Here is a 21,113-nt window from a genome sequence, read left to right as displayed (position 1 = left end):
TCTTATGAAACACCTACTATCGATCAAAGATCTCAGCCAGCAGCAATTACTTGATCTGCTGGCATTGGCAAAAAACATTAAGACTAACCCTGCTGAGTATAAGCATGCTTTAGAAGGCAAAAGTGTAGTGATGCTATTTGAGAAGCCATCGCTAAGAACTCGGGTGAGTTTTGATATCGGTATTAATAAGCTTGGTGGCCACTGCTTATATCTAGATCAGCAAAATGGTGCTCTTGGTAAGCGTGAACCGGTATCTGATTTTGCCGCCAATATTTCATGCTGGGCAGACGCGATTGTGGCGAGAACCTTCTTGCACTCGACCATCGAAGAGCTTGCTGAGCACGGTACAGTGCCGGTAATTAACGCACTATCGGATCTTTATCATCCTTGCCAAGGTCTAGCGGACTTTCTGACATTAACCGAGCAATATGGCGACGTGAGCAAGGTGAAACTGGCTTATGTGGGTGATGGTAACAATGTGACTCACTCTTTGATGTTTGGTGCGGCGATTCTAGGGGCCCAACTAACGGTTATCTGTCCTCCAGGGCATTTCCCTGACGGTAAAGTGGTGTGCGAGGCGCAAGAACTCGCGGCGAAGCATGGCGGTAAGTTAACTCTCAGCTCAGACATCGAAGCGATTAGCGATCACCATGCTATTTACACTGATACCTGGATTTCCATGGGCGATTCAGCATCAATGGAAGAGATTGAAGCTAAATTTAAGCCCTATCAAGTGAATGCTCAGTTAATGCAAAAAGCCGGCGCTAAACACTTTATGCATTGCCTGCCAGCTTACCGAGAAGTCGAAGTGACTGCCGAGATAGTCGATGGTGAAGGCTCACTCATCTTGCATCAAGCTGAAAACCGTATGCACGCACAAAATGCGGTACTCGTTACCCTTTTAAGTTAATTAGAACAACGATTAGTTTGCATAGGCGAACTGATGACAAAACAAAGTAGTAGGAAGAACAAATGTCTAACGTAAATTCAGTGATAAATACTCAAGCAGATGTAAAGAAAGTCGTTCTGGCGTATTCCGGTGGCTTAGACACCTCGGCGATTATTCCTTGGTTAAAAGAAACTTATAACAACTGTGAAATTGTGGCCTTTTGCGCCGATGTTGGCCAAGGTGATGCAGAGCTAGAAGGCTTGTATGAAAAAGCCATCGCCTCTGGCGCATCAGAGTGCTACATCGTCGATTTAAAAGAGGAGCTGGTGGCGGATTATATCTATCCCACTATTGCGACAGGCGCTATTTACGAAGGTACTTACCTATTAGGCACTTCGATGGCGAGACCTATTATTGCTAAGGCGCAGGTTGAAGTCGCTCGTAAAGTGGGGGCGGATGCGGTTTGTCACGGCTGTACTGGCAAGGGTAATGATCAAGTACGTTTTGAAGGCTGCTTTGCGGCGCTAGCGCCAGATTTAAAAGTGATCGCGCCTTGGCGTGAGTGGGAGATGGTGAGCCGTGAAGATCTGCTCGACTATCTTGCTGTGCGTAACATCGCAACTAGCGCTTCGGCAACTAAGATCTATAGCCGTGATGCGAACGCTTGGCATATTTCTCACGAAGGCGGTGAGCTAGAAGATCCATGGAATGAGCCTTCAAAAGGGGTTTGGACCATGACTGTAGCGCCAGAAGATGCGCCTAACCAGCCTGAATATGTGGCTCTTGAACTCGAACAGGGCAAGATCACTAAAGTTAATGGTGAGGCTTTGTCACCATATAAAGCGCTGATGGTATTGAATGAAGTCGCGGGTGCTCATGGTGTGGGCAGAATCGATATTACTGAAAACAGACTGGTAGGCATGAAGTCTCGTGGTTGTTATGAAACACCTGGCGGTACAGTGATGTTCGCAGCACTGCGCGCTATTGAAGAGTTAGTGCTTGATAGAACTAGCCGCGAGTGGCGTGAGCAAGTTGGCGCGCAGATGGCACACCTTGTCTATGACGGCCGCTGGTTCACGCCATTGTGTGAGTCTCTGCTTGGCGCTTCTAAGCCTCTGGCAGATCTGGTTAACGGTGAAGTGGTGGTTAAGCTTTATAAAGGCCAAGCAAGTATAGTGAAAAAGCGTTCACCAAATAGTTTGTATTCAGAAGAATTTGCCACCTTTGGTGCTGATGATGTTTATAACCAAAAAGATGCTGAAGGCTTTATCCGCCTTTACTCGCTATCAAGCCGCATCAGAGCGTTGCACCAGCAAAAGTAAGCGGTAAATCATTAAAAGTTAGTGAGCGCTAACAATATGTGGCTAGCGCTTTAAAAGCGTATGGTTAAAGGTGGATAACACCACTTTATTAGATTGTAGAGGAAGTCATAATGGCATTATGGGGTGGCAGATTTAGCCAAGAAAGCAGTGCACTGTTTAAACTTTTCAATGACTCATTACCTGTGGACTTTCGGCTCATAGAGCAAGACATTGTTGGCTCAATTGCTTGGGCGAGTGCGATTACGCAAGTCGGTATTCTGACCGAGCAAGAATGCACCGAGCTACATCAAGCGTTAAATGAATTACTCGCGGAAACCCAAGAGAGTCCTGAGCTTATAATCGCTTCAGGTGCCGAGGATATTCATAGTTTTGTTGAGCAGTCGCTGATTGCTAAAGTGGGCGATCTCGGCAAAAAGTTGCATACGGGACGTTCGCGCAATGATCAGGTGGCTACCGACCTTAAGCTTTGGTGTAAGAAAGAGGGTGAACAGCTACTAGGTTTACTTACTAACTTAAGAGCCGCATTGATCGAGCTTGCCGAGCGTGAACTTGACGCGGTAATGCCGGGATATACACACCTTCAAAGAGCTCAGCCAGTATTGTTTGGCCACTGGTGTTTAGCTTATGTTGAGATGTTTGAGCGTGATATTAGCCGCTTGCAAGATGCGCTTAAGCGCGCCGATACTTGTCCGTTAGGTACGGGAGCATTAGCGGGAACGGCTTACCCTATGGATAGAGTGAAGCTGGCAAAGTCCTTAGGTTTTGCCTCGCCGACGCTCAATAGCTTAGATACTGTCTCTGACAGAGATCATGTGATTGAGATCTGCAGTGATGCCTCTATCAGCATGATGCATTTAAGTCGTATGGCTGAAGACTTAATTTTCTTTAACAGTGGTGAAGCAGGTTTCATCGATCTCGATGATGAAGTGACCTCTGGCTCTTCATTGATGCCACAGAAGAAAAACCCAGATGCTCTAGAGCTAATTAGAGGCAAGACTGGTCGTGTTTACGGCGCCTTAATGGGAATTTTAACCACCATGAAAGCGTTGCCGCTTGCGTACAATAAAGATATGCAGGAAGACAAAGAAGGCCTGTTCGATGTAATGGATAGCTGGTCGATTTGTCTTGAAATGGCAGGCTTGGTATTAAGTGGCTTACAGGTGAATCGAGAGAAAACCCTTAACGCCGCTAAGCAAGGCTATGCTAACTCGACTGAACTGGCTGATTATTTAGTGGCGAAAGGGATGCCGTTTAGAGAGGCGCATCATGTTGTAGGTGAAGCCGTAGTGAGTGCGATTGCCAAACAAACGCCTTTAGAGGAATTGACTCTAATAGAGTTGCAAGCCTTCAGCGCAGCAATCGAAGCTGACGTATATGATTGCTTGACCATAGAGTCTTGCTTAGCAAAGCGCGAAGCCATTGGTGGAACCTCTTTGCTTCAAGTTCGCAGCGCATTGGCGACTAAGCAAGAGAGCTGATAGTCACTAAAATAGTGAGTATAAAAAAACGCGGTCACTCTATTGAGTGACCGCGTTTTTATTATTTCTGACTATGGTTTACGGGAATAGGTCTACTGGAATAGATCTTCATCTGGCTCGTCAATAAAAATATCACTATTATCTTCTTGCTCAGTCACGTATTCCGTAGGCTCAGTACCAGCAATAAAGTACTCAAACTTGCTGGTGTAATCTGTTTTACGCGTCAACTTGCCGGTGGCAAGATCGATTCGTGCCGATACGATGCCTTCTGGTGGCGACATTGGTACTTCAGGCGTACCTGCTAAGGCATCCTTCATAAACTCATTCCAGCCTGGACCTGCTGTTTTTGCGCCGGCTTCAGCTAAAGAGATCTGATCTTTGGCGCCGTTTGCGTTCCAACTTGTGCGACCGAGTTCCTGGCTATGGTCATCGAAACCGACCCAAACTGTGGTAGCAAGTTTAGGATTGAAACCACTAAACCAAGTATCACGAGATTCGTTAGTTGTACCTGTTTTACCTGCAATATCACGGCGATTTACTACGCGCGCGGCGCGCCATGCCGTACCGTTCCAGCCAGTTCCTTTACTCCAATTACCACCGCCCCAAATTACACTCTTAAGTGCTTCGGTGATTAAGAAGGCCGTTTGCTCCGAAATAATCTGTGGCGCAAAACGTGAATCTTCATCGCCGCATTGATGGATTTCATTGACGGCAGATAAGTTTTCTAAAGGTGTCGTGCTTGCTTGAAGCTCATTGGCCATAGCGGCAAAAGGATCATCACTAATAGCTGGCTCAGCTAATACAGGTTTGCAGGCTAGTGTTGGGTTAGCTTCTTCTACGATATCGCCATTTGCCGTTTGTACACGCTCAATAAAGTACGGTTCGACTAGATAGCCACCGTTAGCAAACACAGAAAACGCGGTGACCACTTGCAGTGGTGTTACTGATGGAGAGCCTAAAGCAATCGATTCATTACGTGGCAAGTCGGCTGGATCGAAACCAAACTTTACTAACTCTGCAATGGTGGCATCCAGACCTGCATAGCGCATGGCTCTAACAGACATGACGTTGATAGATTGTGCTAAACCCACGCGGAGGCGAGTTGGGCCGCCATAAACATCCGGTGAATTTTTAGGGCGCCAAGCTGTGCCCTGACGTGTATCAGGTTTATTAATTGGCGCGTTGTTAATAAGGGTGGCAAGGGTGTAGCCTTTTTCAAGCGCGGCGCTATAGATGAAAGGTTTAATGTTCGAACCTAACTGACGCTTGGCCTGAGTCACGCGGTTGTATTGGCTCGTGTAAAAGCTGAAGCCACCGACTAAAGTGCGGATTGCGCCGTCATGTGGATCTAGAGAGACGAGGGCGCTGGCAACCAATGGTACTTGGCTTAATTGCCAGAAGTTACCATTGTTGCGGATCCAAACTTGTTCGCCAGGTTTTAACACATCCGATGCAAGCTTTGGGGCCTTGCCTTGGCGTTTGTTGGTGATAAATTTACGCGCCCACTTGATACCATCCCAAGGTAGCTCGATGGTTTCACCTTTTGCGTTCATCACTGTGGCGGTCTGTTCATTTACAGACAATACAGCCGCAGGGAACATACCTTGGAATGCACCGGTTTGCTTCAATTTGGCGGTGATCTCTTCAGGCTCTAGCGCTGTCTTTGTCCATAGCTCTTTTACTCTGCCGCGATATCCGTGGCGCTCATCATAAGAGTAAACGTTATTACGTAATGCTTTTTGCGCATCGAGCTGGAGTTTAGAATTGACAGTGGTATAGATATCGTAACCGCCTGTATAGGCCTCTTCTTCTCCAAGCTTTGCAACTAGGTAATCACGAGCCATTTCAGAAATATACGGGGCGTACAGATCAATTACGGCACCGTGATATTTAGCGGTAATTGGGCTAGCAATAGCGGCTTGATATTCAGCAGAATTGATATAGCCAACCTCGTTCATTCGCATTAAAACCACGTCGCGGCGTGCTTTTGCGCGGGCTTTTGAAGTGATCGGGTTCAGTGTTGATGGCGCTTTAGGTAAGCCGGCAATGACAGCCATTTCTGGCAGGGTCAGCTCACTTACTTCTTTTCCATAATAAACCTGCGCAGCAGCACCCACACCGTAAGCACGTTGACCTAGGTAGATACGGTTTACGTAGAGCTCTAGAATTTCATCTTTGGTGAGCAGTTGTTCGATATGAATCGAGATAAAGATCTCTTTTACTTTACGTATGATGGTCTTATCACGAGTCAAAAAGAAGTTACGTGCTACTTGCATGGTGATAGTACTTGCACCTTGCTTCTTTTGACCTGTTGTCAGCATCACTGATGCGGCACGTAAAATACCAATTGGGTCGATACCCTTGTGTTCGTAGAAACGTGCATCTTCGGTAGCGATAAAAGCTTGTAGGAGAGGCTTAGGTACCTCTTCTAGCTTAAGTGGGATACGGCGCTTTTCACCAAATTGAGAGATCAGCTTGCCATCACTACTATAAATACGAAGTGGTGTTTGTAATTTTACCGTCTTTAACGTTGTAACATCTGGGAGATCCGGCAGCACATAAAAATAAGCTGCCGCTATCGCTCCGATGCCAAGTAAGCCAAGGCTAAAGAAAGCTATTAAAAGTCGTTTAAACCACTTCACCGCAATATTCCAAGAACTAAAAATAAGAACAACAGTATATAAGCCAAGGTGGAAATGGTGAAGTCTTGTTACCAGATTAGGCTGAGCTTTTTTCTTGATAACTTAATTTGAATGTTTTTTTTAAAGAAAATTAATTGAAAAATGAATTAACGTAAAAAATCACCTAAACATTTATGAGTAACGGATTCAGTTTTTATGACCAAGGTTAAAGGTTTTTCTGGTTTATATCGCTGCAATGAAGAATAAAGTGGTAATTATGTTGGAAATGTAACCTATGTCGGTGGTGCTTGTGTCAGAGTTGCGTATAAGTGAGTGTTTGGCGTCAAAAAAATAGCAATTGTAAAGTTGAGAAACATTTTGTACAAATAGCTATAACGAGTTGATTTTGTGCTAATCTACTTTGGATACAATAACTATAAAAGTGACTTTGGACTATGCTTTCTAATTTTTGGAAGCGTCAAGCCCCGCAGATGGTTGGGATAGATGTGGGATCCCATGAAGTAAAAGCTATACTGCTGAGCAAGACTGCTGACGGGTACAAAATATTAAGCCATGCAGCCGTTCCTTTGAAAAAAGGAGCCGTAAATGATCATGAGATCCGTGATAGTGACGCCGTTGTCGATGCCTTAAAACAAATAAAACGTGTTTTACCTAAGTCGACTAAATATGCCGCCGTTGCTGTTTCTGGTTCCGCGGTCATGACCAAAGTTATTTTTATGGATTCGGCATTAAGTGAAGAAGAGATGGAGGCTCAAATTGAAATTGAAGCCGATAACCTTATTCCCTATTCCCTCGATGAAGTGAATATTGATTTCGAAACCTTAAGTGCGAATCGTAGCGATCCCACTAAAGTCGATGTGCTATTAAGCGCTTGTCGTTCTGAAAATATCGATAGTTTAAGTGACTCGCTCGATGCGGTGAATCTAGAAGCTAAAGTGGTTGATGTCGAAGGCTATGCGTTAGGTCGCTCTTTTGACATGATAGCGGGTCAACTGCCAGATGATGTTAGCGACAAAGTGGTGGCGCTGGTAGATATTGGTGCCAACATCACCACGTTCTCAGTCGTCGAGGACGGAGAAACCACATTTGTCCGTGAGCAAGCCTTTGGTGGCGAGCAGTTTACCCAATCAATCTTATCTTTCTATGGAATGACCTATGAGCAGGCTGAAAAAGCTAAGCTTGAAGGTGAATTACCGCGCAACTATGTATTTGAAGTCTTGTCGCCATTCCAGACACAGTTATTGCAACAAATTAAACGCACATTACAAATTTACTGCACTTCTAGCGGTCGAGATAAAGTTGACCATATTGTCCTATGTGGTGGTACATCGAAGCTTGAAGGTATGGCTGAGCTAATGGTTAATGAGTTAGGTGTGCATACGATTATTGCCGACCCATTCCAAGGCTGCCTACATGCCGATGAGGCGATAAAGAGCCATCTACAGCCTCAAATTAGTAAGTATATGTTGGCCTGTGGCTTAGCCCTAAGGAGCTATTCAGAATGGCGAACATAAACTTATTACCTTGGCGCGAAGAAGCGAGAGAAAAACAGAAGCGAGATTACACTGGCATTTTAGCCTTGGTATTTTTAGTTTCTGGTTTAGTGGTTTATTTGTCGTTGATGACAATCGATATGTTTATCGATGAACAGAAAAGTCGTAACGCTTACCTGCAGTCTGAAATTCAGCTTCTTGAGGCGCAAATTTCTGAAATCACAAAGATCCGTACCCGCAAGAAAGATATCGAGAGACGCACCGAAATTATTTTGGGCCTACAGCAGTCGAGAAACTTACCGACCCATGTGTTAGACGAATTGGTACGTGTCGTTCCACCTGGGATCTACCTGTCTAGCATCGAAAAGAAAGGCAGTATGCTGTGGATTGAAGGGCGCAGTGAGTCAAATAATAATGTCGCTAATATGATGCGAAAAATTGAAGCATCGGCTTGGTTGCAAGATCCTAATATGCAATCGATAGTCGCTCAAAATGAAGAATTAAGACAGTTACAGCGTTTCACATTAAGAGTGACCATAGTTAATAGTGAACTGCTATCTGCAAGCACAGTGCAGGGAGCGAGTAAATGAACTTAGACTTAGATCAATTCAAAGATATTGATTTTGAAAATATTGGCGCTTGGCCGCAACTGGTAAAAATTGTATTTGCTGCCGTACTGGCCGTGTGTGTGTTTGTTGGTAGTTATTTTCTATTCATTTCAGACGCTCTTGACTCACTTAGTGCTGAGCAGAATAAAGAGCAACAATTAAAAACAGACTTTAAATCTAAGTATCAGCTGGCCGCAAACTTGAAACTCTATCGTGAACAACTCGCGATTATGGAAGTGCAGTTTGCTGAGCTACTTAAAATGCTGCCTTCAAAAAATGAAATGCCAGGATTACTGGATGACATTACCTTTGTGGCAACTGATTCAGGATTAAATATTAAGAGCCTAGACTGGGAGTCGGAAATCGCACGTGATTTCTATATCGAATTTCCTATCAAAATAGTGGTTAGCGGTGATTACCACGAATTAGGTCACCTAGTTGGAGGCGTTGCTCAGCTACCTCGAATTGTTAGCTTGCATGATTTTGTTATTAAGCGAAATGATTCTGGTGAGCTAGGGATGGATATTCTGGCTAAAACCTACCGATTTAAAGAGGGTGCAGAATTACCAGCAAAAGGTAAGAAGGGGGCGGCAAAATGATGAAACTGCTACCACTTTTAATGCTAAGTGTTTTACTTACAGGCTGTATTGGGGATAAAAGCGATCTGGAGTTGTTTGTTACTACAACTAAGGCTCAGCATGTTGCTCATATTCCGCCATTAAAGGAAACGCCAAAGTTTGAGCACTTTGCTTATCAAGCAGATTTAATGAGAAGTCCCTATGTGCCACCTTCAAGAGAATTAACTGAAGAGATTATCGATACCACCAAAGATTGCTTACAGCCTGATTTAAAGCGCCGTAAAGGTCGATTGGAAACCTATGCATTAGATAATCTTCGTATGCGAGGCACCTTGAGCGAGCAAGATGATATTTGGGCTCTACTTGAGACCACTGATGGCAGTGTTTACCGTTTAGGTGTAGGCCAATATTTGGGCCTTTATCACGGCAAAATAGCTAAAGTAACACCGCAAACTGTCGAAATAATAGAATTAATCCCAGATGGAGCAGGCTGCTGGACTGAGCGCAACAGTAGCATGGAATTAACGGGAGAATAATAAGAGATGACTGAGGGAATAATGAGATCTTTAACCACGCCAAAAGCCAGCTTTAAGGTACTGCCTTATTTTAAGGCCATTATTGGTTTCGCATTAATCGTAGGCATGACTCAGCATTCATATGCCGCGAATCGACTCATTGATGTCAAATACCACGCCGTAGTGGATCATCAACTCGAACTACAGTTGATCTTTGAAAATGATATTAAAGAGCCTGAAATCGATTTAAACGCCTCTCCTGCGCAGATTATTCTAGGATTTGATGACAGTATTTCAGCATTAGAAAAGCAAACCTTGCCGATTAAAACCGTTGGTGTAGAAACCGTAAGTACGGTACCAAATGGTAATAACTTACAAGTGTTTGTTGGCTTAGATAAGGTGAAGCCTTACCAGGGTAAAGTGGTGGGAAATACCTATCGTTTAACTATTAATGATGAGGTTGCCAGCCAGGGAACTACAGGTGAAAACCCTTTTGTTAATAGTATTGAGAATATTGATTTTCGTCGCACTAAAGATGGTGGTGGCGAGTTACTTGTAAAACTCAATAATAGCTCTGTGGCTGCAAATGTTGAGCAGGTTGGTGCCAAGCTCGAGCTAAAGCTTTATAACACAGATATTAATAGTGATTTCCTATACGTGATGGATGTATATGATTTTGCGACACCAGTTAAAAGTTTTGAAACTTTCAAAGAAGACTTAACCGCCCGCTTTCTTATCGATATAGACGGTAACTATGAATATAACTACAAGCAAGAGGGTAGTTTGTTCAAGTTAAGTATGAAGAAAACCGAGCGAATGAATATTGTTAAGGAAGAGAAAAAATATGATGGGCGTTCACTGTCATTAAACTTCCAGAATATTTCGGTTAGAACCGTGCTGCAGATTATTGCTGATTACAATAACTTCAACTTAGTCACCAGCGATACCGTTGAAGGCGATATCACTCTAAGACTCGATGATGTGCCATGGGATCAGGCATTAGATCTTATTCTTCAAGCAAAAGGCCTAGATAAGCGCATTGAAGGTAATATCTTAATGGTTGCCCCTATCGAAGAGATCGCTATTCGTGAAAGCCAAGAGCTAAAGAATATGCAGGAAGTGAAGGAACTCGCCCCACTCTACTCTGAATATTTACAGATTAACTACGCTAAAGCAGTCGATATTGCAGGCTTGCTAAAGGGTGAAGACTCTAGCTTGCTAACCAGTCGAGGTAGTGTGGCAGTCGATGAGCGTACTAATACCCTGTTAGTTAAAGATACTGAAGAGACATTAGAAAATATTCACCGCCTAATTGAAGTGCTAGATATTCCAATCAAACAGGTTTTGATTGAAGCGCGAATGGTGACAGTAAAGGACAATGTTTCAGAAGATCTTGGTGTGCGTTGGGGCGTGACCGATCAGCAGGGAAACAAAGGCACTTCAGGTAGCCTTGAAGGTGCGGGTGATATTGCCAATGGCACGGTGCCAAGTTTAGATGATCGCTTAAACGTCAACCTTCCTGCAGCTGTAGCAAATCCTACAAGTATTGCATTTCACGTGGCTAAGCTTGCCGATGGTACAGTGCTAGACCTTGAATTAAGTGCTTTAGAGCAAGAGAATAAGGGTGAGATTATCGCGAGCCCGCGTATCACAACCTCTAACCAGAAGGCCGCTTTCATCGAACAAGGTGTCGAGATCCCCTATGTTGAGGCAAGTTCCAGCGGTGCAACAACGGTAACCTTTAAAAAGGCAGTATTATCGCTACGCGTGACCCCTCAAATCACGCCAGATAATCGGGTAATCTTAGATCTTGAAATTACCCAAGACTCGCAAGGTCAAACGGTTGATACGCCAACAGGACAAGCTGTATCAATCGATACACAACGCATTGGCACACAAGTGCTGGTGGACCACGGCGAGACGATTGTACTGGGTGGTATTTACCAGCAACAACTTATCAGCCGAGTAAGTAAAGTTCCTATTCTGGGAGATATTCCTTACTTAGGCTTCATGTTCAGAAATACCTCTGATAAAAATGAGCGACAGGAGTTACTGATTTTTGTTACGCCTAAGATAGTCTCGGAAGCGCTATAAATTATTTAGGCATACAAAGCCAGCGTAATTCGCTGGCTTTGTCAGTTTGGTCGATACATTTTTGATAGAAATGCATTCCACGCTTGCCATAGATGGCACTTAGCTGAGATAATCTGCGGTCAAGTCTCAATAGAGCAAGGTAAGATTAAAGGTCAACTCTGTTAATTTGAGTTGACGTTGGCAAACTTAAATAAGATTCAGACGTATAAATCAAATGGCCGAGAAACGTAATATTTTCCTAGTAGGCCCTATGGGGGCTGGTAAAAGCACTATAGGCCGTCATCTGGCACAGATGCTGCACTTAGAGTTCCACGATTCAGATCAAGAAATTGAAAGCCGCACAGGTGCTGATATCGCTTGGGTTTTTGATGTTGAAGGTGAAGAGGGTTTCCGCAACCGTGAAACACAGGTTGTCGCCGATCTGACTGAAAAGCAAGGCATTGTCCTAGCTACAGGCGGTGGTTCGATTCAAAGCAAAGAGATCCGTAATAATCTATCTGCACGCGGTATCGTTGTTTACCTAGAAACCACTATCGACAAGCAAGTCGCACGTACGCAAAGAGATAAGCGTCGTCCACTTCTTCAAGTTGATGACCCAAGAGAAGTGCTAGAGAGTCTAGCCGAGGTGCGTAATCCTCTTTATGAAGAGATTGCTGACGTCATCGTTAAGACTGACGAGCAAAGTGCCAAAGTTGTTGCAAATCAAATTATCGAACAGTTAGGTTTTTAAGATATGACTAAACAAGTTCTGGTTGAGCTCGGAGAGCGCAGTTACCCAATTGAAATTGGCCAGAATTTGTTTAGTAGCAGCGAGCCATTGGCTCGCTATCTTCAAAATAAAAACATTCTAATCGTCACCAACGAAACGATAGCGCCTCTTTACCTCGAAAAGGTAGAAGCTATGCTGTCGGATTTCGCGTGCGTTACTCCTGTCATTCTGCCCGACGGTGAGCAATATAAAACTCTCGAACAGATGAATACCATATTCACTTCATTGCTAGAGCAAAATCTAGGTAGAGATACGGTTTTGATTGCTCTAGGTGGTGGTGTGATTGGTGATATGACAGGTTTTGCTGCTGCTAGCTATCAGCGAGGTGTGGATTTTATTCAGATCCCCACGACTTTGTTGTCTCAAGTTGATTCATCTGTTGGCGGGAAAACCGCAGTTAATCACCCCCTAGGTAAAAATATGATAGGTGCCTTCTATCAGCCTAAGTGTGTGTTAATTGACACTCATTGCTTAAGCACTTTACCTAAACGTGAATTTGCAGCCGGCATGGCGGAAGTCATTAAGTATGGTGTGATTTGGGATGCAGAGTTTTTCCAATGGCTTGAAAACAACGTCGAAGCGTTGAAATTATTGGATACGCAAGCGCTCGAATATGCAATTAGCCGTTGCTGCGAAATTAAGGCTGAAGTTGTAGAAAAGGATGAAACCGAACAAGCTGTGCGTGCATTGCTTAATCTCGGGCACACCTTTGGCCATGCTATTGAAGCCGAAATGGGCTACGGTGTTTGGTTACACGGTGAGGCAGTCTCTGCTGGCACAGTCCTTGCTGCAATCACTTCAAATAAGCTTGGGCTCGTTGATGAGTCAATTGTTTGTCGTATAACAGCGTTATTAGCGGCATTTGATCTGCCTACAACGGCTCCCGAGACAATGAATTTCGATCAATTCATTAAGCATATGCGCCGAGACAAGAAGGTGCTCAAAGGTCAGTTACGACTTATTTTACCTGAAGGCATAGGCCAAGCAGGGATCTACAGTGACGTTACCGATGAGCTGCTGGAAGAGGTTATCAGCTGCGCATAAACTATGTGGCAGGTGATTGGTGAACGCTAAACTCAGTATTAAGAAACAAGTCTTTAAATTCTCTTCCCATGCTATGGCCTTTTTTAAGCATAGTTGCGGATCTTTATCGCTTAAAATTATTGCCAATCTTTTATGGCCGCAATTGAATTGGGGTCAGATCTAGATGTCGTTTGCCGCAGACTCCACTTTACTACCAAGCCAAGATGCATTACTGCACCGGCTATTGCATCTGAGTTTGTTCGGCGAGCAACTGATGGTGCTCACGGGGGCAGATGGTGCGGGTAAGACAACCTTAGCCACGGCGCTTGTTAATGAATTAGATAACCATAGTTCTGCACTCGTTATTTGCCCTAAACATTGTGATAGCGCTGAAATCAGACGCAAAATACTTATTCAGTTATTGAGCGATCCCGTCTTTGATGATGAGATCCCGCTGCCAGAGTGCTTGCTTAGTGTTCTAGACTCTTTGCCCGCTGAGAGTTGCATAGTGTTAGATGATGCGCACCTATTACCTCTAGATGTCTGGGCCGAGTGCATTTGGCTTAGCCAAATGAGCTTGCCTGGTAAGGTGATTAAGATCTTAATGACATCACCGAATGAGTTTTTGAATGATGTCGTTGGTCAGCTTCCAGAGTCACTCTTAGAGCAAGTGCTCCCCATCAATATTGAACCACTAGATCAAGCTGAACGTGAAGGGCTGTACTACACGCTTTTAAGTCGTAGTGAGCAACAACCGTTTACTCCAAGAGACATAGTTAAAAATCGTTTGGAGCAACAATTAGGCACACCAAAAGCAGTTGTTAACCTACTTGAGCTTGCTCTTAATGGCGAGCAAGAGCTGCCGCCGAAAAAGTCTAAACTAACAACGCTTGTTGCCACTTCAATATTAAGCATAACCGCTTTACTCGCAGCTTGGGGGCTGAGTGATAACAATGATGCCACTAATATTGCCGCAGCTAATAAGATCGAATTTGCTCTAGATACAAACGAGCCGGTTGCGATGGATAATGCGTTTCTGCTTGAGTATGCTGAACGCGTGCTTGAGGGCTATTTGCCAATATCTCACTCCAGTGAAAATCGATTAGTGAGTAGCAGTGAGAGTGCAGCTAATGATCCAGAGCCTGTAGTGGTTAAGATTACGAACTTAGATGAGTCAATAGAATCTTCAAGTGTTGCTTTTAGCACTGCAGTGGTTACTACCTATCAAGTCGAGCAAGCTCCTACCTTTGATGCTATTGAACAACCAGTTAACCCGACAAGATCGCAGTTACCCAGACAACGGAGTGAGTCGATTGAAAAGCCGAGTGCTAACGGCTCTGATGAGAGCTTGGTGACGGAGCAAAGTCGTTCAGCGAATAAACGAGCCCAAGATGCTATGCCAATAGAGGGTTATACTTTGCAACTGGCTAGTGTGAAGCGCTTAGATTCGCTGCATAACACGCTAAAAATACTGCAGGGCATTCCTTACGTCAAAGTGGCGCGCTATAAACAGCGTTGGGTCGTGTTACTCGGTGAGTTTAGTAGTCGAGAAATCGCGCAAGAACAGTCGGCATTATTGGTAGCGGAAATGGGAATTTCACAACCTTGGGTCCGTGCTTGGCAAAATCTTAGTGAATATGAGCTGCAAGATGTACTTCCAACTCGTGAAATTCAATAATAAACAGAGTACAATCATCAGCTCTCTTTTTTTCACAGTGTTCAATCAATTTAAATGATTAAAAAACAAAGAGCCTTTCTAAAGTGGGCAGGCGGAAAATTTAAACTGATTGAAGCCTTGGCAGAGCATTTGCCTGAAGGTGATCGCCTTGTCGAGCCTTTTGTCGGTGCCGGTTCGGTATTTCTCAATACTAATTACAGCCAATATCTTTTGTGCGATATTAATCATGACCTGATTAATTTGTACAAGATCGTGCAAAAAGAGCCCGATAGATATATCAAAGCTGCGAAGGCACTTTTCGTTCCAGAAATGAATGATAAAGAGGCTTACTACAAGATCCGTACCGCCTTTAATGCGACTCAAGATCCCTTTACGCGCTCAGTCTATTTCCTTTATATGAATCGTCATGGTTTTAATGGCCTATGTCGTTATAACCGTAAAGGCGGCTTCAATGTACCATTTGGTTCATATAAAAAACCTTACTTCCCAGAAAAAGAGATCCGTGCGTTTTCGCTAAAGGCTCAAAATGCCGAGTTTCACTGCATAGGTTATGAGCAGGCAATTGGTATGACTCAATCTGGCGATGTGGTTTATTGTGATCCACCTTATGCACCTCTGTCTTCAACTGCTAGCTTTACCACTTATGTGGGCAGCGGTTTTTCGTTAGACGATCAGGCATTGCTTGCTAGACAAGCGCGTCATACGGCGATAGAACGGGGTATTCCAGTGCTGATCAGTAACCATGATATTCCATTAACCCGTGAGTTATACCATGGGGCTCGTTTTGGAACGATTCAGGTTCAACGTAACATCAGTCAGAAGGGGAGTGGTCGTAAGAAGGTCGATGAATTGATGGCTTTGTACGACGATTCGTACCATAGTGAGAATGATTAACCTGCTCTAGCACTTAGCTTATCGTTTACGCGAGTACCTGCTTAACGATGAGCAATAGCGCAGCCACGAACATAATCGCCAACACTATGCCCATGATAATAAAGGGTAATGGTGAAGAGGCTTGGAAATCTCTAAGGCGGTTTTGTTCAGTTTGCACACCAAAAAAAGCCGCGATAGTACTCGAAAATAGCTGCCAGAGATGGCGTAGCATATCGCTGATTATTTGCCGTTGAGTGGAGAGCTTTTGCTAATAGGTGCACTTTCGTGACCGTATAGCAGCTCAAACAGATCGATAAAGTGTAATTGATTGGTTTGGCTCTTACCTGTTAACCAACTTTTCCAGCTTAGATCATCTGACTGACTCGCGCAGCGATTATTAGGATGGCTGGCAGGTAGGCTAGGGTTATATTGACTGGTTGTAGTATCACAGGCACAAGCATTGTTTGATGCTGTTTCTACAGGATTTGACGACAAAGCAAGAGAACCAATTGCTGAGCTCGCAAGCGCAAGAAGCACAGCAGATTTTAGTATTGCTGTATTCTGGATAAGTCCTTTCATCACGCCTCCTTTATTAACTTGGTCGAAACATTATAGCAAGTCTGGCTATATTTTAAACATTTTTTACCCGTAAATTCTATTTCACTGTTTAAGTGAATTATTTTATCTGTGCTAATTAACTGAAATGGGCTTTCAGGTGTGGAGGGCTATGGCTACAGCAGGTAGAATAGCATATTTCTTAAACATTCAGGTGAGTTCGATATGCGTCCATTTTTGATTGCTCCTTCTATTTTATCTGCCGATTTTGCTCGTTTAGGTGAAGATGTCGATGCGGTATTAGCCGCAGGCGCTGATGTGGTTCATTTTGATGTCATGGATAACCATTATGTACCAAATCTAACGATTGGCCCTATGGTGTGCCAGGCGTTACGTAACTACGGCATCACAGCGGATATCGACGTGCATCTAATGGTGAAGCCAGTCGACCGTATCATTCCTGATTTTGCAGAGGCTGGGGCATCGATTATTACATTCCATCCAGAGGCTTCGGAGCATGTTGATCGTACTTTGCAGTTGATTAAAGAGTCTGGCTGTAAAGCGGGCCTAGTATTTAACCCTGCAACCCCTCTTCATTACCTAGACCATGTAATGGATAAACTGGATGTTATTTTGCTTATGTCTGTTAACCCTGGTTTCGGTGGCCAATCATTTATTCCGACTACTTTGGATAAGTTGCGTCAGGTGCGTAAGCTGATTGATGACAGTGGTTATGATATTCGCCTCGAAGTCGATGGCGGCGTTAAGGTCGACAATATTGCCGAAATCGCAGCGGCAGGTGCAGACATGTTTGTCGCGGGCTCAGCTATTTTCAATAAGCCTGATTACAAGGCGGTTATTGACGAGATGCGTGCAGAACTTGCGAGCGTTGAGGCGTAATCAATGAGCCCTTTTAGTCAAATTAACACGGTAGCATTTGACTTAGACGGAACGCTAATCGATAGCGTTCCGGATCTAGCGGCTGCCACGCGCGCGACCCTAGAAGAGCTTAACCTTCCAGTTTGTAGTGATGAGCAGGTGCGAAGCTGGGTGGGTAATGGCGCTGAGATGCTAATGCGAAGAGCGCTATCTTTTGCCCTTGATACTCAAGTGGGGGAAGAAAAGCTGCAAAACACTATGCCGCGCTTTATGCATTTTTATCGGCTTAATCTGCAGCAGCACAGTGTGTTATATGCAGATGTAGTGTCGGTATTAGCGCGGTTACAGCAAGAGGGCTATCGTATAGCGATTGTCACAAACAAGCCTTATGAATTTACCATTCCACTGCTTGAAGCATTTAATATTCATGGTTACTTTGACATGGTGCTTGGCGGTGACTCATTAACAAAAATGAAGCCTGATCCATTACCACTGCAGCATATTTTGCACGAGTGGCAGTTAGGAGCTGAGCAGTTGTTGATGGTGGGTGACTCAAAGAACGACATATTAGCGGCAAAAGCGGCTAAGGTAGCCTCTGTGGGCTTGACCTATGGCTACAACTACGGTGAAGATATCGGGCTAAGCGGCCCAGATGCCGTATGTGAACAATTTAGTGAAATAACCGCGCTACTTAATCTGCGCGATAAAGCAACGGAGCAATAAACAAAATGACGACCCCCCTAACGAAACCAGTAGTTCTAAGCGGAGCGCAGCCATCGGGCGAGCTAACCATCGGCAACTATATGGGCGCGTTACGTCAGTGGGTTGCAATGCAAGATAGTCATGATTGCCTTTATTGCGTCGTTGACCTGCATGCGATTACTGTCAGACAAGATCCAGTTAAGTTACGCGAGGCGTGTTTAGATACGCTAGCGCTATATTTAGCTTGTGGTGTTGACCCTAAAAAGAGCACGGTATTTATCCAGTCTCAGGTGCCACAGCACACTCAGCTTGGCTGGGCGTTAAACTGTTACACCCAGATGGGTGAGCTAAACCGCATGACGCAGTTTAAAGACAAGTCTCAGAAGCACGCTAACAATATCAACGTCGGCCTATTTGGTTACCCAGTATTGATGGCGGCGGATATCTTGCTTTATCAAGCGAACGAGATCCCAGTGGGCCAAGATCAGAAGCAACACTTAGAGCTGACTCGCGATATCGCGACTCGTTTTAATAATGCCTACGGTGAGACTTTCGTGATCCCAGAGCCATTCATTCCTGAGCATGGTGCTAAGGTGATGTCACTGCAAGATCCGCTGAAGAAGATGTCTAAGTCTGACGATAACCGTAATAATGTTATTGGTCTGCTTGAAGATCCAAAAGCGATCATGAAGAAGATCAAAAAAGCGATGACAGATGGCCAAGAGCCGCCAGTGGTTCGTTTTGACGTTGCTGAAAAGCCTGGTGTATCAAACCTACTGAGCTTAATGTCTGGCTGTACTGGTCAGTCAATTGCCAGTCTTGAAGCCGAGTTTGAAGGCAAGATGTATGGTCATTTGAAAGTGGCAACTGGTGAAGCCGTTGTGGGTATGCTGGAGCCGCTACAGCAGCGCTTTAAAGAGTACCGTGCAGACCAAGCATTCTTGAATCAAGTGATGAAAGATGGCGCAGAGAAAGCACAGGCGCGCGCTGAAGTGACCATCAAGAACGTTTACGAAAAGATTGGTCTTATTGTTTAACTCGTTGATACGAACTAATGAAAGCCAGCAGTACGCTGGCTTTTTTATTACTTTTTTGTATTTACTGCTGGCTCAACCAATTCACAAAGGCGGCAATAGCGGGCTCTTTGAGTCGTCTCTGTTTACAGCTGAAGTAGAACTCAAATCCAGTCAAAATATCGGGTAAATCCAACTCAACCAATAAGCCTCTTTCGATATCGGCCTGCACCATAAAATCCGATGCGAGTGCGATCCCTTGGCCTGCAATAGCAGCCTCAATAGCCATTAACACATGACTAAAAACATGTTGTTGTTGTTGTTGTTGCTCTGCTGGTAGGGCTAAGTTGTTAGCCACAAACCATCTGTCCCAATCTAATCCGAGAGGTCCCTCGTCAACAGTCAGCAATGGGTGTTTAGCTAATTCGTCCAGTGCTAGGCTATCTGGAACCATCAAGCTTGGGCTAATCACCGGAATTAAGCGCTCCTTATGTAATAAGTGATGATGGTAACCTAATTGGCCACTTTGGCCCGTGATAAACATGTCGGCCACACTGTCGCTTAACTCGGGATCATCGGCAATCATATTGAGACGGATTTTTATTTGCGGATGTTGGCGCCTAAAATCACTGAGCCTAGGGATGAGCCATTTGATCGCAAATGAGCTATAAACGGCAAGGCGCAGCTGATCATTACTGTCGCCACTTATCTGCATGCTTAAATCACTAAGTTCATTAAAGATTCGCTCTAATTCTTTATATAGCAACTTGCCTTTGCTAGTCAGTCGTAGTTGTCGTCCCTCACGCTTAAATAGTCGCTCGCCATAGTGCTCTTCAAGCTGTTTGACTTGATGGGACACCGCGCTTTGGGTAATACAAAGTTCCGCGGCCGCACGGGAGAAATGTGATTGTCTGGCGGCGGCCTCAAAGACTTGTAGCGCCCTGAGAGGGGGCAGTTTGCGCATGGCGAGGGTCCTATGTATGAATTTAATAAGTGATCTTTATCATGGTATTAATTTAATTCATGAATGGAAAAAAAACATCATTTTAGTTTAGATTTTGCGGGCGATATCATGCACCCAAATTCAGTTGTACTGTGGAATTGCAGATGAAATCCAACGTCATGATTGCCATGGCAATACTCGTTTTTGGTAATCTTTTTAGTGCACTCTACGATGTGTCTATTAAATGGATCCCAGAGGGTAGCAACGCGGCCACCTTTTTGTTCTTGCGTCAGCTTTTGTCGGTATTAATGTTATTACCGCTGTGGTTTTACGCCAAAAGGCCTGCGACCAGACACCTTAAAGTGCACTTCTTCCGCTCTAACACGGGGGCATTGGGCGCGGTTTGTCTGATCATGGGCTTGATGTCATTGCCTATGGCAACAGTAAGCTCACTGTTTTTTTCTGCACCTCTGATGATAGTCCTGATGGGGTCATTATTTCTTAAAGAGAAGGTCACACCAACTCAGTGGATCGCCACTATTCTAGGATTTATCGGCATCTTAATTCTGTTGCGCCCCAGCGAGATAAACTGGTTTGGTATTGCGGTGCTGATCTCTGCATTCACCTTTGCCCTGAATCAGCTAGCACTGCGTAAGTTACCCGACACCGAAAACCCGAGTGTCACCTTGATGCTTTACAACACGCTCAGTATCCCGCTGACATTCATTATGGTGTTAGTGCAGGGCTTCGAGGGAGTCAGTTGGGCGCTAATCGGCATGGCTGCGCTCAGTAATAGTTTCTTGCTGGCTTATCACTGGTTATGCGTGTTGGCTTACCGTAAGGCCGAGGCGAGTCAAATCGCGATAGCCGAATACACTGGGCTACTATTTTGCGTATTGTTTGGCTGGCTATTGTTTGACGAGTGGTTAGATGGTTTGAGTTGGGTTGGCGCTGGGTTTATTGTGTTGCCGTCTTTAATTATCCCATGGGTTGCGGCAAGAGTTGCTTATTTAAGACCAAAAAAAATCATCGAGCAAAAAGCGGGATGATTTCTTTAAT

General features: G+C 44.5%; 20 protein-coding genes. 16 read left to right on the top strand and 4 right to left on the bottom strand.

Annotated features, from left to right (window positions below):
• Window positions 1–4 precede the first annotated feature (4 nt).
• The 3 genes from Q1A86_RS17265 to argH all read left to right on the top strand — a co-directional run bounded on the left by Q1A86_RS17265 (window position 5) and on the right by argH (window position 3,689).
• Entirely contained in the window at window positions 5–910 is a 906-nt protein-coding gene (locus Q1A86_RS17265) for an ornithine carbamoyltransferase (RefSeq protein ID WP_299809297.1), read from the top strand.
• Window positions 911–972: 62 nt separating this feature from the next.
• A complete protein-coding gene (locus Q1A86_RS17260) occupies window positions 973–2,211 on the top strand; it encodes an argininosuccinate synthase (RefSeq protein ID WP_299809294.1) in 1,239 nt (412 codons plus the stop codon).
• A gap of 110 nt (window positions 2,212–2,321) precedes the next feature.
• The gene (argH, locus tag Q1A86_RS17255; RefSeq protein WP_299809244.1) at window positions 2,322–3,689 is read left to right on the top strand and encodes an argininosuccinate lyase; all 1,368 of its coding nucleotides are present in this window, start codon (window positions 2,322–2,324) and stop codon (window positions 3,687–3,689) included.
• A gap of 92 nt (window positions 3,690–3,781) precedes the next feature.
• Here argH and Q1A86_RS17250 read toward each other — a convergent pair whose 3' ends face one another.
• Window positions 3,782–6,331 carry a penicillin-binding protein 1A gene (locus Q1A86_RS17250; RefSeq protein ID WP_299809234.1) on the bottom strand — a complete coding sequence of 850 codons (2,550 nt, stop codon included), beginning with the start codon at window positions 6,329–6,331 and terminating at the stop codon, window positions 3,782–3,784.
• A 434-nt stretch (window positions 6,332–6,765) separates the two neighbouring features.
• On the opposite strand from Q1A86_RS17250, the gene Q1A86_RS17245 reads away from it, so the two are divergent.
• The 9 genes from Q1A86_RS17245 to Q1A86_RS17205 all read left to right on the top strand — a co-directional run bounded on the left by Q1A86_RS17245 (window position 6,766) and on the right by Q1A86_RS17205 (window position 15,983).
• Window positions 6,766–7,845: a pilus assembly protein PilM gene (locus Q1A86_RS17245; protein WP_299809231.1), complete on the top strand. Its 1,080-nt coding sequence runs from the start codon at window positions 6,766–6,768 to the stop codon at window positions 7,843–7,845.
• On the top strand, window positions 7,833–8,414 hold the full coding sequence (locus tag Q1A86_RS17240; RefSeq protein WP_299809228.1) for a PilN domain-containing protein: 582 nt from the start codon (window positions 7,833–7,835) through the stop codon (window positions 8,412–8,414). The genes Q1A86_RS17245 and Q1A86_RS17240 overlap by 13 nt, the downstream gene beginning before the upstream one ends.
• Window positions 8,411–9,031 carry a type 4a pilus biogenesis protein PilO gene (locus Q1A86_RS17235; RefSeq protein ID WP_299809225.1) on the top strand — a complete coding sequence of 207 codons (621 nt, stop codon included), beginning with the start codon at window positions 8,411–8,413 and terminating at the stop codon, window positions 9,029–9,031. The genes Q1A86_RS17240 and Q1A86_RS17235 overlap by 4 nt, the downstream gene beginning before the upstream one ends.
• Window positions 9,031–9,546 carry a pilus assembly protein PilP gene (locus Q1A86_RS17230; protein ID WP_299809328.1) on the top strand — a complete coding sequence of 172 codons (516 nt, stop codon included), beginning with the start codon at window positions 9,031–9,033 and terminating at the stop codon, window positions 9,544–9,546. The genes Q1A86_RS17235 and Q1A86_RS17230 overlap by 1 nt, the downstream gene beginning before the upstream one ends.
• Before the next feature lie 21 nt (window positions 9,547–9,567).
• Window positions 9,568–11,619: a type IV pilus secretin PilQ gene (locus Q1A86_RS17225; protein ID WP_299809222.1), complete on the top strand. Its 2,052-nt coding sequence runs from the start codon at window positions 9,568–9,570 to the stop codon at window positions 11,617–11,619.
• Window positions 11,620–11,833: 214 nt separating this feature from the next.
• Window positions 11,834–12,349 carry a shikimate kinase AroK gene (gene aroK / locus Q1A86_RS17220; RefSeq protein ID WP_220765035.1) on the top strand — a complete coding sequence of 172 codons (516 nt, stop codon included), beginning with the start codon at window positions 11,834–11,836 and terminating at the stop codon, window positions 12,347–12,349.
• 3 nt (window positions 12,350–12,352) lie between these two features.
• Window positions 12,353–13,432 (top strand): 3-dehydroquinate synthase, encoded by a 1,080-nt coding sequence (gene aroB, locus Q1A86_RS17215; RefSeq protein WP_299809215.1) that lies wholly within the window; start codon window positions 12,353–12,355, stop codon window positions 13,430–13,432.
• Window positions 13,433–13,595: 163 nt separating this feature from the next.
• Window positions 13,596–15,089 carry an AAA family ATPase gene (locus Q1A86_RS17210; protein ID WP_299809212.1) on the top strand — a complete coding sequence of 498 codons (1,494 nt, stop codon included), beginning with the start codon at window positions 13,596–13,598 and terminating at the stop codon, window positions 15,087–15,089.
• 54 nt (window positions 15,090–15,143) lie between these two features.
• A complete protein-coding gene (locus Q1A86_RS17205) occupies window positions 15,144–15,983 on the top strand; it encodes a Dam family site-specific DNA-(adenine-N6)-methyltransferase (RefSeq protein WP_299809209.1) in 840 nt (279 codons plus the stop codon).
• A gap of 25 nt (window positions 15,984–16,008) precedes the next feature.
• Here the strand turns inward: Q1A86_RS17205 and Q1A86_RS17200 are convergent, their stop codons facing one another.
• Together Q1A86_RS17200 and Q1A86_RS17195 are read right to left on the bottom strand one after the other, a co-directional pair.
• Window positions 16,009–16,194: a DUF2970 domain-containing protein gene (locus Q1A86_RS17200; protein ID WP_299809206.1), complete on the bottom strand. Its 186-nt coding sequence runs from the start codon at window positions 16,192–16,194 to the stop codon at window positions 16,009–16,011.
• Window positions 16,195–16,202: 8 nt separating this feature from the next.
• Window positions 16,203–16,541, bottom strand: coding sequence for a hypothetical protein (locus Q1A86_RS17195; protein ID WP_299809203.1), 339 nt, complete (start codon window positions 16,539–16,541; stop codon window positions 16,203–16,205).
• A gap of 201 nt (window positions 16,542–16,742) precedes the next feature.
• On the opposite strand from Q1A86_RS17195, the gene rpe reads away from it, so the two are divergent.
• The 3 genes from rpe to trpS are packed head-to-tail and all read left to right on the top strand — an operon-like array spanning window position 16,743 to window position 19,135.
• Window positions 16,743–17,417, top strand: a complete 675-nt coding sequence (gene rpe / locus Q1A86_RS17190) for a ribulose-phosphate 3-epimerase (RefSeq protein ID WP_299809200.1) — start codon at window positions 16,743–16,745, stop codon at window positions 17,415–17,417.
• Window positions 17,418–17,420: 3 nt separating this feature from the next.
• Window positions 17,421–18,119 carry a phosphoglycolate phosphatase gene (locus tag Q1A86_RS17185; RefSeq protein ID WP_299809197.1) on the top strand — a complete coding sequence of 233 codons (699 nt, stop codon included), beginning with the start codon at window positions 17,421–17,423 and terminating at the stop codon, window positions 18,117–18,119.
• 5 nt (window positions 18,120–18,124) lie between these two features.
• Complete coding sequence (gene trpS, locus Q1A86_RS17180) at window positions 18,125–19,135, top strand: tryptophan--tRNA ligase (RefSeq protein ID WP_299809194.1); 1,011 nt, start codon at window positions 18,125–18,127, stop codon at window positions 19,133–19,135.
• Between the two features lie 61 nt (window positions 19,136–19,196).
• Here the strand turns inward: trpS and Q1A86_RS17175 are convergent, their stop codons facing one another.
• The gene (locus Q1A86_RS17175) at window positions 19,197–20,075 is read right to left on the bottom strand and encodes a LysR substrate-binding domain-containing protein (RefSeq protein ID WP_299809192.1); all 879 of its coding nucleotides are present in this window, start codon (window positions 20,073–20,075) and stop codon (window positions 19,197–19,199) included.
• 143 nt (window positions 20,076–20,218) lie between these two features.
• On the opposite strand from Q1A86_RS17175, the gene Q1A86_RS17170 reads away from it, so the two are divergent.
• Window positions 20,219–21,103, top strand: a complete 885-nt coding sequence (locus tag Q1A86_RS17170; RefSeq protein WP_299809190.1) for a DMT family transporter — start codon at window positions 20,219–20,221, stop codon at window positions 21,101–21,103.
• Window positions 21,104–21,113 lie beyond the last annotated feature (10 nt).

The organism is uncultured Shewanella sp., assembly GCF_947497935.1.
Taxonomy (GTDB): domain Bacteria; phylum Pseudomonadota; class Gammaproteobacteria; order Enterobacterales; family Shewanellaceae; genus Shewanella.
Note: the sequence above shows the minus strand (reverse complement) of the source record. Positions and strands in the feature narration are given on the sequence as shown.